8 protein-coding genes are annotated in these 16,355 nt (G+C 70.1%); 5 read left to right on the top strand and 3 right to left on the bottom strand.

Annotation, left to right across the window (positions count from 1 at the left end; translation table 11 throughout):
* Positions 1-4: 4 nt before the first annotated feature.
* From eccD to ACFVBH_RS29000, 4 genes are read left to right on the top strand one after another with little or no spacing between them, the layout of a single operon-like run.
* Positions 5-1,537 (top strand): type VII secretion integral membrane protein EccD, encoded by a 1,533-nt coding sequence (eccD, locus tag ACFVBH_RS29015; RefSeq protein ID WP_354986080.1) that lies wholly within the window; start codon positions 5-7, stop codon positions 1,535-1,537.
* A complete protein-coding gene (gene mycP / locus ACFVBH_RS29010; RefSeq protein WP_354986079.1) occupies positions 1,534-3,003 on the top strand; it encodes a type VII secretion-associated serine protease mycosin in 1,470 nt (489 codons plus the stop codon). The genes eccD and mycP overlap by 4 nt, the downstream gene beginning before the upstream one ends.
* 20 nt (positions 3,004-3,023) lie before the next feature.
* Entirely contained in the window at positions 3,024-7,046 is a 4,023-nt protein-coding gene (gene eccCa, locus ACFVBH_RS29005; protein WP_379006351.1) for a type VII secretion protein EccCa, read from the top strand.
* Positions 7,047-7,049: 3 nt separating this feature from the next.
* The gene (locus tag ACFVBH_RS29000) at positions 7,050-8,846 is read left to right on the top strand and encodes a serine/threonine-protein kinase (RefSeq protein WP_379006348.1); all 1,797 of its coding nucleotides are present in this window, start codon (positions 7,050-7,052) and stop codon (positions 8,844-8,846) included.
* A gap of 157 nt (positions 8,847-9,003) precedes the next feature.
* On the opposite strand, the gene ACFVBH_RS28995 is transcribed toward ACFVBH_RS29000, so the two are convergent.
* On the bottom strand, positions 9,004-9,594 hold the full coding sequence (locus tag ACFVBH_RS28995) for a GNAT family N-acetyltransferase (protein WP_354986076.1): 591 nt from the start codon (positions 9,592-9,594) through the stop codon (positions 9,004-9,006).
* Complete coding sequence (locus ACFVBH_RS28990) at positions 9,591-10,430, bottom strand: GntR family transcriptional regulator (protein ID WP_354986075.1); 840 nt, start codon at positions 10,428-10,430, stop codon at positions 9,591-9,593. The genes ACFVBH_RS28995 and ACFVBH_RS28990 overlap by 4 nt, the downstream gene beginning before the upstream one ends.
* Positions 10,431-10,604: 174 nt before the next feature.
* On the opposite strand from ACFVBH_RS28990, the gene ACFVBH_RS28985 reads away from it, so the two are divergent.
* Complete coding sequence (locus ACFVBH_RS28985; protein WP_354986074.1) at positions 10,605-11,114, top strand: DUF4254 domain-containing protein; 510 nt, start codon at positions 10,605-10,607, stop codon at positions 11,112-11,114.
* A 236-nt stretch (positions 11,115-11,350) separates the two neighbouring features.
* On the opposite strand, the gene ACFVBH_RS28980 is transcribed toward ACFVBH_RS28985, so the two are convergent.
* Entirely contained in the window at positions 11,351-13,117 is a 1,767-nt protein-coding gene (locus ACFVBH_RS28980; RefSeq protein ID WP_379006342.1) for an AAA family ATPase, read from the bottom strand.
* Between the last annotated feature and the right edge of the window lie 3,238 nt (positions 13,118-16,355).

Raw genomic sequence — 16,355 nt, 5'->3', positions numbered from 1 at the left:
CATTATGGTTAACCGCCCTGGGCGGGCAACTGTTGAGACGTTAGGGGCAGTTCAGCAAGTGACAACAGCACCTTCGATCGGCGGCCTGGGAGCCGCCGAACCCGAATTGTGCCGAGTGTCCGTCATCGGGGGGAATACCCAGCTCGACGTCGGGCTGCCGGCAAACACGCCAATCGCAGCATTCATCGACGATCTCGTGAAATTGATCGAATCCCGCAACCCGGAGCCACTGGGTAGCGAAGACGGGGGGACACCGCTTCAGCCGCAGCACTGGACGCTGGCCAAACTCGGGCGCGACATGATCGCGCCGAGCCAGACGCTCAACGACGCCGAGATCTTCGACGGCGAGCTGCTCGTACTGCGCGCGGTCGCCGCGAAGGAAGCGCCCGCGCTCTTCGACGACGTGATCGACGCCGTATCCCGGCTCACCGCAGAGGAATTCCGGGGCTGGTCGGCGGGCTCGGCCCGCTGGACCGGACTGGCCGCGGCGATCTTCGCCACACTGTTCGCGCTGGTGCTCGGTGCGTTCGCGCGCGGTGCGGGCGACGCGTTCGTGGCCGCGGCCATGTTCATGGGCGGGGCGATCGCGGCACTGGTGGCCGCTGTCATCACCGAGCGCAAATATCAGGACGAGCTCACCGCCACCGTGCTCACCCTGCTCATGCTGCTGCTGACCTTCGGCGGCGGCGCGCTCATGGTGCCCGGCGACCTGGGCAGTCCGAACGCGCTGCTGGGGGCCACGGCCACGCTGCTCATGGCGATCGTCGGATACCGGCTGATCCGCGTGGGCGCGGCCGTCGTCGCGGCGGGGGTGACGCTCTCGATACTGATCGGCGGAGCGGCCGCGGTCCGTATCGCCTGGGATGTGGGCCTGGCCCAACTCGGCGGCGGCGCACTGGTCGTCGCGCTCATCGTGCTCTCCTCCGTGCCGCGACTGGCCGCCACCCTGGCCCGGCTGCCCGTGCCGCCGGTGCCCACCGCGGGCGCGGCCATCGACCCGGCCGACCACGAACCACGGCCCACGATCGAGGGCATCGGCGCCATCGGCGCGACCGTGCTGCCCTCGGCCCACGGGCTCGGCATTCGCGCGCGCACCGCCAACCAGTTCCAGACCGGCATGGTGGTCGGCAGCACCCTGGGCGCGGTCGTCGGCGCGCTGCTGGCCGCGGATCCGCTGGGATCGCCGCGCTGGCAGGGCATCACGCTCGCCGTCGTGGTCGCCATCATCCTGTGCCTGCGGGGGCGGTCCTTCGCGGACCTCACCCAGGCCTGCGTGCTCATCGTCGGGGGCATGAGCACCTTCGCGGGCCTGCTGGTGCTGCTGGCGCTCAGTGACAATCACAAGCTGTTGCTCTCGGCCGGATTGCTGCTCATCTTCGCGGTGTGCGCCATCGGGTTCGGGGTCATCGGCCCGCACATCGAGGTGACCCCGGTGCAGCGGCGCTTCAACGAGATCTTCGAATACGGCCTGATCGTATCGATCATCCCGCTGGTGCTCTGGCTCACGGGCGTCTACTCGATGGCGCGGAACATATGAGCGGGCGATTCACGAACTGGGCCCGAGTGGTCTGCGCCACAGCCGTTCTCGGCGCCGCCCTGATGGGACCGGCGGCCGGGGCCGGCGCACGGCCGATGGCGACGGTGTCGCCGCCGGTCGCCGATCTCGGGTTGCTCGGTGAGGCACAGGGTTTGAGCGGCAAGCCCGCTCCGCTGGTGACCACCGAGAAGCACGGCATCTGCATCGAGGGCACGGTCGGCACCGCGGTGGACACCGGTGACGGCCGAAAGGTCAAGCCGGACGGCATCGTTCCGCGTGACGAGCCGGTCTCGCAGAAGGTGCTCAACCTGCCGGCGGCGTGGAAGTTCGCCACGGGCAAGGGACAGAAGGTCGCGGTCATCGACTCCGGGGTGAACCGGCATCCGCGGTTGCCCGCGCTGCAGGCGGGCGGGGACTACGTGTCCGCCGACTCCGACGGCACCTGGGATTGCGACGGGCACGGAACGCTGGTGGCCGGGATCATCGCCGCCCGGCCCAGTGGTGACGACGCCTTCGTCGGCGTCGCGCCGGACGCCGAGATCCTCTCGATTCGGCAGTACAGCATCGCCTATCGGGAGAAGGACAAGAAGGGCGACGCGGCCCCCGGCAGCATCACCGACAGCGGGTACGGCAGCACGCTGACCATGGCCGCGGCCGTGGTGCGCGCGGTCGACATGGGCGCGACGGTCATCAACATCTCCGAGGTCGCCTGTTCCGGCGCGTCCGGCGACAGCGCCGACGGATCGCTCGGCGCCGCGGTGCGCTACGCCTACGAACGCAACGTGGTCGTGGTCGTGGCGGCGGGCAATACGTCCAACAAGGGTTGCGGCACACAGAATCCGGGCAACGGCGGCTGGGGACAGGTGAGCACCGTGGCCACCCCCGCGTGGTTCACCCCGTACGTGCTCAGCGTCGGATCGGTGCAGGACACCGGCGGGCCCTCCAGCTTCAGCCTCTACGGGCCGTGGGTCGGGGTCGCCGCCGTCGGCACCAACATCGTCTCGCTCGACAACAAGCCGGGCGGCACCGGGCTGATCAACGGATTGCCCGGGGACAAGGGCGGATTCGTGCCGATCAACGGCACCAGCTTCGCCGCGCCCTACGTGGCCGGGCTCGCCGCGCTCATTCGTGAACAGCATCCCGAATACACCGCGCAGCAGGTCATGGACCGCATCACCCGCACCGCGCACGGTCCCGGCACCGGCCGGGACGATCGCATGGGCTACGGGCTCATCGATCCGCTCGCCGCGCTGACCGCGAAACTGCCCGCACAGCACGTGAGTACGGGCGCCGATCAGGCCTTCATCTTCCCGGAGCCGCAGGCGCCGGAGGGACCCGCGCGGTTCCCCCGTCTCGTGGCCGTCATCGGGTCCATCGTCTGCCTCGCCGCGCTGGGAATCGGTCTCGCCATCTCGATTCCGTTCCGCCGCGCGCACCGCGACGACGAGCTGCCCGACCTCGATTAGCAAGGACCGGAGAAACATCCATGGCTACCGAAGGATTCGTACGCAGGCCACGTATCGCCCCGCCCCGCGCACCCGGCGGTGAACTCGCGCTCACCGCGCCGCCGGAGATTCCGCGCGCGGTGCCCGCACCGCTGATCCAGAAGCTCATGCCGGTGATCATGATCATCGCGATGGTCGGCATGATCGCCATGATGGCGATGATGGGCAGGTCCATCCTGACCAACCCGTTCATGATGATGTTCCCGCTCATGATGGTCATGTCCATGGCCGGCATGTTCATGGGACAGCGCGGCAACAACAAGGGTTCGGCCGAGCTCAACGAGGATCGCAAGGACTACTTCCGCTACCTGGACCAGACCCGGCGTGAGGTGCGGCGCACCGCGCAGAAGCAGCTCGAGACGCTGGTGTGGAGTCATCCGGAACCGGCGGATCTGCCCTCGGTGGTCGGGACCAGGCGCATGTGGGAGCGCAGGCCCAACGATCCGGACTTCGGGCACGTGCGCGTCGGCATCGGAACCCACCGGCTCGCGGCCAAACTCGCCCGGCCCGAGACCGGGCCGCTCGAGGATCTCGAACCCGTCTCCACGGTGGCGCTGCGCCGGTTCGTGCGCACGCATTCGGTGGTGCACCATCTGCCCACAGCGGTGTCGCTGCGCGCCTTCCCGGCCATCAATGTCGAAGGGCCGGTGGAGGATTCGCGGGCGCTGGTGGCGTCGATGATCATGGAGCTGACCGCGTTCCACGGGCCCGACCACGTCGCGGTCGCCATCGTCTGCGCCGAGCCCGACGACCCGGCCTGGTCCTGGGCGAAATGGCTTCCGCACATCCAGCATTCGGCCCATCGCGACGGCATGGGCGCGGCCCGCATGATCTACCGTTCGCTCGGCGAGCTGGAGACCGCGCTCGCGGAGGATCTGCTCGAACGCGGGCGGTTCATGCGCAATCCGCAGCCCACCGCGGGCCGGCTGCACCTGGTCGTGGTGATCGACGACGGGTACGTGAACGGAACCGAAAGGCTCATCAGCGAATCCGGGCTGGACGCGGTGACGGTCATCGACCTCAGCTCCACCGACAACAGCCTGGCGGCGCGGCGCGGGCTGCAATTGGTGGCCGCCGACGGTGACGTGTTCGCCAAGAGCGCCTCCGGCACCGAGAAATTCGCCACCGCCGACATCGTGACGCGGGCGCAGACCGAATCGTTCTCGCGCAGTCTGGCGCGCTTCCGCATCGCCACCGCCGCGCAGATCGTCAGCCTGGGGGACAGCACCGGCGCGGCCGACCCGGGACTCATGGCGCTGCTGAAGATTCCGGACGCGGCGCAGATCGACGCGTCCAAGGTATGGCGGCCGCGTGCGGGGCGCGAGCGGTTGCGGGTGCCGATCGGCACCACGCCCGACGGCACGCCCGTCGAGATCGACATCAAGGAATCGGCCGAGAACGGCATGGGCCCGCACGGGCTGTGCATCGGCGCGACCGGTTCGGGTAAGTCCGAATTCCTGCGCACCCTGGTGCTTTCCATGGTCGCGACGCACTCGCCCGATCAGCTGAACCTCGTGCTGGTCGACTTCAAGGGCGGCGCGACGTTCCTCGGACTGGATCCGCTGCCGCACGTCGCGGCGGTCATCACCAACCTCGAGGAAGAGCTCGACCTCGTCGACCGTATGCGGGACGCGCTGGCCGGTGAGATGAACCGGCGGCAGGAATTGCTGCGCACCGCGGGCAATTTCGCCAACGTCACCGACTACGAAAAGGCGCGTGCGGCGGGCGTGCCGCTGGATCCGCTGCCCGCGCTGTTCGTCGTCATCGACGAGTTCTCCGAATTGCTCTCGCAGAAGCCGGATTTCGCGGATCTTTTCGTCATGATCGGCCGCCTCGGGCGGTCGCTGCACGTGCACCTGCTGCTCGCCTCGCAGCGGCTGGAGGAGAACAAGATGCGCGGACTCGACGCGCATCTGTCGTACCGGATCGGTCTGCGGACGTTCTCCGCCAACGAATCCCGTGCCGTGCTGGGTATCACCGACGCCTACCACCTGCCCGGTGTACCGGGTGCGGGCTATCTCAAGAGCGATGCCTCGGATCCGTTGCGGTTCAACGCGACCTACGTGTCCGGACCGTACGTCGCGCCGCGCGCCGCGCGTCAGGCCGACGGCACCGCGGTGGCCGAAGCGCCGCCGCGCGAATTCATCGCCGGGCCGGTGGAACAGCTGGCGCTGCCCGCGCCCGATCCGAGCCTGGATCCGCTGGACCTGCTGCCCCCGCCGCCCGCCGCCGACGAAGGCATCCCGGACAGCCTGCTGCAGGTGGTCGTCAAGCGACTGACCGGGCACGGGCGGCCCGCCCACGAGGTGTGGTTGCCGCCGCTCGAGGAATCGCCGACCGTGGACATGCTGCTGCCCGACCCGGATTGGCGCTCGCCCGTCAACCGGCACGGACAGCTGTGGATGCCCATCGGCATCATCGACAAGCCGTACGAGCAGCGGCGCGACGTGCTGCAGATCAATCTCGCGGGCGCACAGGGCAATATCGCCGTCGTCGGTGGTCCGCAGGCGGGTAAATCCACCACGCTGCGCACCATCATCATGGCGGCCGCGGCGACGCATACGCCCGAACAGGTGCAGTTCTACTGCCTCGACTTCGGTGGCGGCAGCATGGCCGGTCTGTCGGGGATGCCGCACGTCGGGTCCGTCGCCAACAAGCTGGACGTGGATCGGGTGCGGCGTACGATCGCCGAGCTCACCACGCTGCTGCATCAGCGCGAGGAGCGTTTCGCGCAGCTCGGCATCGAGTCCATGGCCGAGTACCGGCGGCGCAAGCACGCGGCGCTGGCTCAAGGGGCGCACGACGATCCGCTGCTGACGGACAAGTACGGCGACGTGTTCCTGGTCGTCGACGGCTGGGCGGTGCTGCGCGAGGAGTTCGACACCCTCGAGTCCGCGGTGACCCAGCTCGGTGCGCAGGGTCTGTCGTACGGCATCCACGTCATTCTCGGCACCTCGCGCTGGGCCGAGATCCGGCCGGCCATCAAGGATCAGATCGGTACTCGAATCGAACTGCGCCTGGGTGATCCGTCCGACTCGGAGATGGGCCGGCGCATCGCGGTGAACGTGCCGCTGAACCGGCCGGGCCGCGGTCTGACCGCCGAGCAGCTGCACATGCTGATCGCGCTGCCGCGCTTGGACTCCGACACCGGCGCCCAGAACCTCGGCGAGGGCGTGGCCGCGGCCAAGGCGCAGATGCAGGCCATGTACGGCGACCGGCGGGCGCCCGAGGTGCGCATGCTGCCGCAGAACATCCACCGCGAGCAGGTACTCGAGATCGCGCGGGCGCATCGCGTGCAGCAGGGGCCGACCAAGATCGTGGTCGGGCTCGGCGAGGCCGAATTGGCCCCGCTGGTCCTGGATTTCGGCACCGATCCGCACCTGATGGCCTTCGCCGACGTGGAGTCGGGCAAGACCACCCTGCTGCGCAACATCATTCACGGCATCGCCGAGAGCTCGGACGCCACCCAGGCCCGGGTCATCCTGATCGACTACCGCCGCACGCTGCTCGGTGCGCTGGAAGGTGATCAGCTGGCCGGGTACTCGACGTCGTCGCAGACCTCCGGGCCGATGATCCAGGAGGTGGTGAACTACCTCTCCAAGCGGATCCCCGGCTCCGACATCACCCCCCAGCAGCTGCGCGAGCGCAGTTGGTGGACCGGGCCGGAGATCTACATCGTGATCGACGACTACGACATGGTGGCGACCGGCGGTCTGACCAATCCCCTTGCACCCCTTGTCGAATACCTGCCCCAGGCCCGCGACATCGGTATGCACGTGATCATCACGCGCCGGATGGGCGGCGTGTCCCGCGCCCTCTACGACGGCGTTCTCGGCGCGATGAAGAACATGTCCGTCGACGCGCTGCTGATGAGCGGCCCCCGCGACGAGGGCAAACTGATCGGTGACGTCCGCCCGTCGAAGCTGCCCCCGGGCCGCGGGATCCTGGTGTCGCGCTCGCGCGGGCAGGAGATGGTCCAGATCGCCGAACTGCCGGGGTTGTAGGCGTTGATCATCGGTCCCGGCGCCACCCTGGGCGGGTACTACCTCGAACGGGTCCTGGGCAGCGGTGGGATGGGCACGGTCTATCTGGCCCGCCATCCCACCCTGCCCAGGTTCGACGCGCTCAAGGTGCTGTGGCCGCATCTGGTGGGTGATCCGGAGTATCGGGCGCGGTTCGAGCGGGAAGCCAATCTGGCCGCCGCCCTGGATCATCCGAACATCGTGTCGGTGCAGAACCGGGGCGAGGATCAGGGCTGCCTGTGGATCGCCCTGCAATACGTCAATGGCACCGACGCCGCGAGCGCGCTGGAAGCGTCACCCGGCGGGCTGGAGCCGGAGCGAGCGCTGCGCATCGTCGCCGAGATCGGCCAGGGGCTGGACCACGCGCACCGCGCCGGGCTGCTGCACCGGGACATCAAGCCCGCCAACTTCCTGCTCGCGCCGCAACAGCACGGAGATGAGCGAGTTCTGCTTGCGGACTTCGGCATCGCGAAACCGTCCGGCGATGCCACCGAGCTGACCCGCACGGGCACCTTCCTGGCCACCGTCGCGTATGCCTCGCCGGAACAGCTGTCCGGCGGGCCGCTGGATTCGCGCACCGACGTGTACAGCCTCGGCGCGTCGTTCTACCGGCTGGTCACCGGGCAGCCGCCCTTCCCCGGCACCCAGGCCATGACCGTGATGACCGGTCACCTCCACAAGCCGCCGCCCCGGATCACCGCGGCGCGACCCGACCTTCCGGCGGCGCTGGACGATGTGCTCGCCCGGGTCCTGGCCAAGGATCCGGGCGATCGGTTCGCCACCTGCCTCGAATTCACCGATGCGGCGGCCGCGGCGTTGGCGGGAAGGGGTGCGCCGCCTTCGTTCGCCGGGCCGAGTGGTGAATCCGCTCGGCGCTCGCCTGCTCCCGCGCCGTTCTCGCCTCGTGCCGCCGAGACGGTCGAGCAGCAGTTCGCCCCACCGCCCGAATCTGGGGTACGGCCCTTCGCGTCACTGGTCGGCCCGAGTGACGCGTGGATCCCACACGACATCCGGGCCACGGGCCCCGATGCGGAACGGACAGTTGTCCATTCTGGCGGCGGGGCCTTCGATCAGCAGACCGACCGGGCCGTACCGGCCGGTTACCCGTCGAAAGGTGTGAGGCCGAACTTCGTATGGTCCGACTCCGCCGCCCAAGCCCAGGACGGCGTTCCTCCCGCCCGAGCCGGTAGCAAGTGGAAAGCCATCGTCATCGCTCTGGTCTGCGTCGGTGTCGTCGCCTCTATCGCGCTCGCGATCTCGAACGCGGTCGGAGCCGAAGGTGACAGCGCCGCAGACGACGAGTACGCGACTACCCGAACGACCCTCTCGACCACCACCTCCAATGGCTACACGACGACCGGCCCAGCGCCCATCGCGAGGCAGGAACCGTGTTCGTTCATGACGCCGAACATGCGCGATCGACTGGATGTCAGGGACAAGGGCACACTGAGCGACACCGGAGACCAACGCCGCTGCGACTGGCAGATGCGAAATTCGGGCGGCCGGTTGTCCCTCGCGGTATCAATTCTGGTGTCCAGTCGCCGGTTCCCCGATGAACCCGGGGCTACCGTCGTCACCATCGGTAACTCTGTACAAGCGCGGCAGACCGCGCTGTCGCCCGGCGGCGAGCCAGACCACATGACCTGTACCTTGGCCTGGCCCACCACCTACGGCTACGTCTCGGTCGCCACGACCGGTTACCTGTCGAAAGCGGGCCGTGAAGAGCTCTGCGGCTATGCCGTCGAGCTGGCCGATGTCGTGTACCAGAGCGTGTGGCGCTGAGTGTTATCCATTCGGCGGCAACGCCGCCAGCTCGTTCGGATATGTCCGGATCGTGATGGAGGACTGCCGAACCGGCGTTCCCGAGGCCGAACTGTGTTCGTCCGTGCGGGATCTCACCGACCGGGTGGACCCGGCCGGTAATCGCTGATCCGCTCGTTCAGCCTGCGTGGAGCTGCTGCTGCACCGTGGCGGACACGGGCAGCGGTGGGAGTCTACGGGTGGAAACCCAGCTGGCGGTCGCCCGTTCGAACAGGGCGCAGGAGGGGCCGGTGGCCTCGGGGCCGGCTACGCGAGCCTGGCGGAAGCCCGCGCGGACGTAATAGTCGTGCAGGGCCGTGTTCGTCGTCCACGCGTCCAGGCGGACCCAGTCGCGGTGGGTGCGGGCGGCGAGCATCGCGGCGTGTTCCAGCAGCGCGTGGCCTATGCGATGGCCCGCGAAGCGGAGGTCGACGATCATGTAGTGAACGATCACGGCGTCGGCGAGTTCGCCCGGCGACCACAGGCCTTCGTCGGCACGGTCGTTGACCGTGATCGTGCCGGCCACCTCGCCGTCGATCTCGGCCATCCAGGTCTCGCCGTTGCCGACCGCGCGCGCGACCGACCGGACGAAGGTCTCTATGGGCAGGCCGCGGCCCGCGCGCGTCCACTGGTCACTGCCGCGAGCGGCCAGCCAGGACGTACGTTGCAGGCGGAACCGGGTGATGGTCCCGATGTCGGCGAGGCGGGCCGGCCGGATTAGGGGGGTCATGAGGAGCCGGGTAGCAGCGAACTCTCGAAGGAGTGGGAATTGGCGGGAGGTGGTGGGGCGCCGAGGGTCTTGCGTATGACATCGGTGCCGTCGTCGTCGCCCAGTTCGTAGGCGAGGCGATTGCGGGCCGCCGTGGAGCGATGGCGGGTGACGCGGGTGATGCGCTCGTGGTTCGCGCCGATGCGCAGGTGGTCCAGCAGGATCGTGCCGGGACCGACCCCGAGCACGGCCGCCTCCTCCGCCGTCGCCGGGCGCGCCACGACCGTGTCGCGGTGCGCGGTCTCGGCGTAACCGCGCTCGGACAGCCGTCGCGTGGTGCCCTCGGGGATGTCGTGCGGTACATCGATGCCGGTGGCCTCGGCGAGGTCGCGCGGATAGAAGCTGACCTCCCAGGACCACGGCTCATTGTCCAGGTACTGCATGACGGTTCGTGACACGACCCAGGCATCCCTTTCCACGCCGAGCCAGTGGGCAACCTCCGGACTGGCCGGTTCCATTCTGGCAGTGAACTGTTTGGACGGCTCGCGCCCGGCCGCCCGGGCGATCTCTACGAAGATATCGTGTGCAGCCCGCGGCCGGTCGGGTCGAATATGGTTGGTGACAACCGATTCGAGGACCTCTTGGCTGCGGACGATAGTGCCTCTGGAAGTTGCTGTGTAAACCAAGTTCTCGGCGACCAGGAGTTGAATCGCGTTGCGAGCGGTGGTGATCGAAACCTGCATCTGGTCGGCCAGCTCGTTGTGGCTGGGAAGTCGATCGCCCGGCTTCCACTTGCCAGCGCGGATCTCCTCGCGGAGGAGGTCTGCGATCCGTTGGTATCTCGGACCGTCCGCCATCTCGCTCCTCGGTTGTTGCTTCAAGGACCCGAAGTCTACTCCGGGTGCCGAATCGCCGTGTAAGGCTTGACAGGGACGTTCCGAGGTTTATTGTAATGAACATCCTGAATGCGTGTTGTACGTTCATGAACGCGAGGCAACGTGGCAGGTTCGGAGACATCAAATACGGTCGTTGTGGCGCTGCCCGACGTGTCCGAGCAGTATGCGGACGTCGTCGATACGCAGGGCTTGACCTCCGGGCTATTGCCGACCTCCGACCTACTTTTGCGCGCCTGCCGCGGTCACCGCGTCATCGGCGGACCCCTGCTGTGGTTCGCCCATGATCTCGCGGTGCTGCACGAGCGGCGCATCGTCGGTCGCGGCGGCTTCGGGCCGGAGATGGATCCGGCCGCGATAGTCGAAAACAAGCGTCGGCGTGTCGAATTGGTCATGGCCATCGACGACTGGATCGTGCGCTCGGTACCCCAGCATCGGCTGGGCGCCACCCTGCACACGGAAACGGTCGGTTCGGTCATCGATCGGCTGGCCGAGGCGTCGATCCGCGCGCATCACGCGCTGATGACCCTCGACGCCAACGACGAGATGCTGCACGGCGCGTGGCACCATTTGGCCGAATTGTCTGACGCCTACGACGATTTGGTGCGCGACGTGCTCGCCGGGCGTCGGCGGTTGCCCGCCTGGTAAAGGCCCCTGGCGGTCCCGCCGGAACCTCGAGGGTGGGGTCCGGCGGGACGGTCCATTGTGGGTTTGTCCGGCTTCCGGGCTGTGCCCGGGAGTCGATCGGTGCGTGCCCGGGTGCGGTGGGTCGCGGGTGAATCGCGACGGCTGTAAGCATTTGTCGTTGTGCTGCGGGTTATTTCGATACGGACGCGAATCGCGCCGGGGCTGTGGCCCCGGCGCGATCGGTCGTGTGAGTGCGGTCAGCCGTGGCGGCGGTGGTCGGTGGCGAAATCGTCGGCGACGGTGGCGGCGAGTTCCACGTAGGCGCGTTTGGTGTCCTTCGTCAGGCGGGCCAGGTCGATCTCCGCGCCTTCACCGAGGTGGCCGTCGTACGGGATGATGTGGACCGCGCGGCAGCGGGACAGGAAGTAGTCGCGGAGCTGGTTGATGCCCACGGTCTTCGCGCCGGGGCGCGGAAGGTTGATGACCACCACGGCATTTCGGACCAGGTGGTCGTGGCCGTGGAGGGACAGCCAGTCCAGGGTGGCGGCGGCGCTGCGGGCGCCGTCGATGGCAGAGGACGAGATCAGGACCAGGGAATGGGCCAGGTCCAGGACGCCGGCCATGGCCGAATGCATCAGACCCGTGCCGCAATCGGTGAGGATGATGTTGTAGAAGCGCTGCAGGATCCGGGCGACCGACCGGTACTCGTCTTCGCTGAACGCCTCCGAGGCGGCCGGATCACGTTCACTGGCAAGCACTTCCAGGCGACTGGATGCTTGGGAGGTGTGCCGGCGGACGTCGGAGTAGCGCGTGATCGAGGGATCCAGGAGCAGATCCCGGACCGTGGAACGGGTTTGCAGCGCCACCCGCTGGGAGAGCGTGCCGAAGTCCGGGTTCGCGTCGACCGCGATCACCCGGTCGCCGCGGATCGAGGAGAAGATCGCGCCCAGGCCCATGGTCGTGGTGGTCTTGCCTACGCCGCCCTTGAGGGAGAGCACCGCGATGCGGTAATCGCCGCGCACGGGCTGGCGGATTCGGGCCACCAGTTCCTGTAGACGACGCTCTTCAGCGGACAGACCGGGGTTGATGGCTCCGCCCGAAACATGGTGCACGGCTTTACGCCAGCCTGAACCGGGGGCCTTCTTGGCGCGCCGCAGCGGCACGTTGTCCAGCGAGGGCGGTGGCTGTGCGCTGCCGTACTGCAGGGGTGCGCCGGGGGCGGGGTATTGCTGCCCCTGGCCGGGGCCGTACGCACCGGAAGGCCCCGGGACGTATCCGGTGGGCCCGCCCGGTGCGGGCCGGCCGTACTGCGGCGAATTGCCCTGCGGCCCGCCGGTATCCGGTTCGTACTGACCCGGTGCGAACTGCCCCGGTGCGAACTGCTGAGGCCCGTTCGGCTGCCCGGGCGCACCCGGCCCGTAGGACGGCTGCCCGTGCGGCGCGCCCTGCCCGGTCTGCGCCGGATCACCGAGATGCGGCTGCTGCCCGGAGCCGGCTGCCTGCCCGTCGACCGGCTCGGCAGACGGTCCCTGACCCAGCGGCTCGCCGGAAAGATTCTGTCCAGCCGGGTTGCCGGGATTGCCCCAATCAGACTGTCCCGGGTCGCTTCCCGGCTGCTGCCACTGCGGGTTGCCCGCCTGCTGCGCGCCGAACTGCTGCGGCGCAGCGGCGAGCGGGCCACCCTGCTCGGCTCCGGGCTGCTGCCGATCGCCGGTCGCCGGACCGCCGTTCGGCCCGGGTGCACCGGTCTGCTGGGCCCAGCCCTGCTGCGGCGCACCGTGGGCTTGCTGCCACGGACCCTGTTGTGAGGGGCCGAAACCGGCCTCCTGTCCGCCCTGTGGGCCGTCCTGCTCGGGCCGCTGCCATTCACCGGTCGCCGGACCGCCGTTCGGCCCGGGTGCACCGGTCTGCTGCGCCCAGCCCTGCTGCGGCCCACCGTGTGCCTGCTGCCACGGACCCTGTTGTGGGGCACCGAAACCGGCACCCTGCCCGCCGGGCCCGCCCTGCGGCCCCTGCCCGTACACGGTTGTCTGATCCCCGTACTGAGCCTGCTGCGGCGTACCTGGGAAGCTGCCCTGGGTTCCACCAACCGGTGTCTGCTGCCCCGGTGCGAACGGCGACTGCTGATGCGCGGCAGGCGCAAACGGCTGCGGGGCCTGCCCCTCACCACCCGCCGGGTTCACCCACGGCCCGTCTGCGCCTCTGCCCGGCGTCCCGTCTCCGGACGTCGGCCAAGAATCATCGCGCAGCGGAGCCCGATGCGAAGACTCCGAACCACCCAACCCGTCCACGGCCCGATGCCGGCCCGTACTGGTCGATGCGTTCCCGCCGGTGGCCCAGTTCTCCGCGGCGGCCCGCCCGGCTTCGGGCGAACCCACGGGACCCGCTGCCGCGCCTGTGGTTCGAGACTCGTCGGCGGGATCGCCCGGCAGGTCGCGACGTGCCGCCACGGCCGGATCCGGGTCGGCTGTCGTTTCGCCGGGACGGTCGGTCGCCGGAGCAGCGTGCGGGGAACCGTCAACCGCCGCAGCATCGCTCGACCCGCCGAGATCGGGCTGGGTCGCCGGCAGCGCTTGGTCGGAGCGTTCGGCCGCGGTGGCACCGGGGCCGTCGATACCGGGCACGCCGCTTCCGGTCGAATCTCCGATATCGGGTAGCGGTGCGGCAGCGCCAGGAACCTCGGCCGTCGCTCCGCGCTGTGCTGCGGATCCCGCGTTGCCCGGGTCTGTCGTGGGCTCGGCCGGGTGCTCGTCCCAGCCGTTCGCGCTCGCCGAATCAGATGCCGGACGGCGGGCATGCCGCGTTGCGGCGTCGGACACGGCGGAATCTCGCTGTGCTGCCGCAGATTCGCGGGAGTCGGCCGTTGAATCGGCCGTCCACGAGGTCGTTTCGTCGGGATTCAGCTCGCCCGGTGTCGGGGGCAGCGGCGGGCGAACAACCCGGGTTGCCTCGTCGGTGGCCGACTGTGCGGCGTCACGATCGGGCGGGGACGAGACGGGGCCTCCGGTGAAACCAACTCCGTCCGGTCCGGTCGCCCGTGCGGGTTGGCCGCCGGGGGAAGTCGCATTGTCTCGGGCGTCTGCGCCGGAAGCGGATTCCGAGGTGCCATGGCTCGCCGACCCCATCGAGCCCTGGCTGGGCGGGGCGGGGGGTAGCGGGGGAGCGGAATTCGGTTCGGGTGCGGGGGGATTCGTCGGCGGCGTGGGGGGCGTCGTCGCGCCCTGCGGGGCGGGAGCCGGGGGCAGGGGAGGGCGGTTGGGGGTGGCGGCGTTCGGGGCGCTCGTCGGCTGGTCGGGTGCCGGGGGCAGAGGGGGGAGGCCTGGGGGGCGCGGTGCCGGGGCGGGGGTGGGGGCGCTCGAACCGGTGGTGGCGGGACCGGGGGCCGGTGCCGGGGGGAGGCCCGGGGATGTGGAGGGGGCGCTTGGGGCGGAGGGGGACGTGGGGAGGCTCTGCCGAGCATCGGGGGCCGGTGGGAGGGGTGGGGTGCGGCGCGAATCGTTGTTCGGCGCAAGGGGGTTCGCGGCCGTGGCGGAGGGGGCTCCGGGCGGGGCGTCGGGGAGTGGGGGGAGGTTCGGCGGGGCGGGGCGCGCGGCATCGGGGGCCGGGGGTAGGGCGTCGCGAGCGGCGGGTGGTGCCTCGCCCGGGGCGGGGGGCAGCGGCGGGAGGCCGGACTGCGGGGGCGTGTTCGCTGCGGGTGGTGTGGTGAAGCGGCCCGTGCCTATGGCCTGGTTGTGCGGGGTGGGGGCGTCGGGGAGGGGTGGGCGCGCGGGATCGCGCGGCGGCACGGCCGGGGGTGCACTCGGCGGAGCGGCGGGGGCCGGGGCGTCGGGGAGCGGGGGGCGTGCCGCGGCGGGTGGGGTCGGGGCGGGGGTCGACGGGGCGTCCGAGCGGACGGGCGGGGGGACGTCGAAGGGGCCGGGGGCGGGGCCCGTGGAGGGCGAGGGGCGGGGCGCGGGGGGAGCGGGGAAGTCGAGGGGGCCCGGGGTGCGGGCGTCCAGGGGTGGCAGGCGGGGTGGGCTGACCTGGGATTTCGTGGGGGGTGCGGAATCCGGGCGGGGAGTGGTCGCGGGGGCGCCGACCTGGGGCGGCGGCGGGGGCAGGTCGGGGTGAGGGGTGCGCGGGTTCGCGGATTGCGTTGGGGTGGAGGGGAATTGGCCGGTCGTGGGAGATCCGGCCGTCCCGGGTCCGCGATTTCTGGCGCTCGGGCCCTGGGGCTGCGGATCGCTCGGGCGCTGGGTGCCGGATGAGGTGTTCGTCGACTGCTGCGCGCCGCCGGCGCTACTTGTGGATCGAGGCGAGCCGAACCCATCGCCCGTCGGTGTCGGGGCGCCGAACCCGTCGCCCGTGGATCGGGGTGCGCCGAACCCATCGCCCGCGGATGTCGGAGCGCCGAACCCATTGTTCGCGGACGTCGGAGCGCCGAACGTCTCGCCCGTGGACGGTTGAGCGCCGAACGTCTTGCCCGTGGACGGTTGAGCGCCGAACGTCTCGCCCGTCGACGGTTGAGCGCCGAACGCTTCGCTCGTCGCGGGCTGTTCGGGGGCCGCGGGGCGCGGCAGCGGAGGCTGTTGTGTGCGCGCATCGCCCGACTGGGCCGGGGACTGTTGAGCGTCACCCCGGTGATTGGGGCTCGCGGGAGGTCGGTGGCCGTTCGCCTGGGGGCGCGGGTCCACCGGGTGCTGCGGGCGGCCGTTGGTGGCCGGACCCGGGGCGCCGGGGATGTCGCTGACGGGGAGACCGTTCGTGCCCGTCGGCTGCTGGAACTCGGGGGACCGGCCCGTGGGAGCGGACCGGCCGGCTGTGCCGCGGGAGTCGGGTGACCGGCCGTCGGTGGGCTGCGGCGCTGTGCCGCGTGCCGCGTCCGGGGGTGTGGGCCGGGGCGGGTCGGGGGTGAACTCCAGGGGACTGCTCACACCGGGGCCCGGGGGCGGGGTTGCCGCGGCGGGGGGCTGTGGGCGGCGCGGGGGAGCCGGGGGCTGATCCGGCTGGGGCGCGGAGTCGGTGTCCTTGCGGGGTTTGCGGCGGCCGAACAGGCGGCGGGACGCTTTTTCCTCGGGGATGAGGTCGTCGTGGGGGAGGTTCTCGACGGGGGCTTCGTAGCCGGATTCGGAGACGTCGCTCTCGGAGAGCCATGGCGGAAGCATGGGGAGACCGTCGTTGTTGCGGCTCACATCAACCCCCGATGTGCTGGACGATCTTGCAAGGACAGCCCGTAGTTTAGCGATTGCCCCGGCCAGCGTGCTCCCCCCGCTGGTACCTCGC

It is taken from the genome of Nocardia sp. NPDC057668, assembly GCF_042799795.1.
GTDB lineage: Bacteria > Actinomycetota > Actinomycetes > Mycobacteriales > Mycobacteriaceae > Nocardia.
The sequence above is the reverse complement of the archived record's forward strand: the minus strand, read 5'-3'. Positions and strand labels throughout refer to the sequence as shown.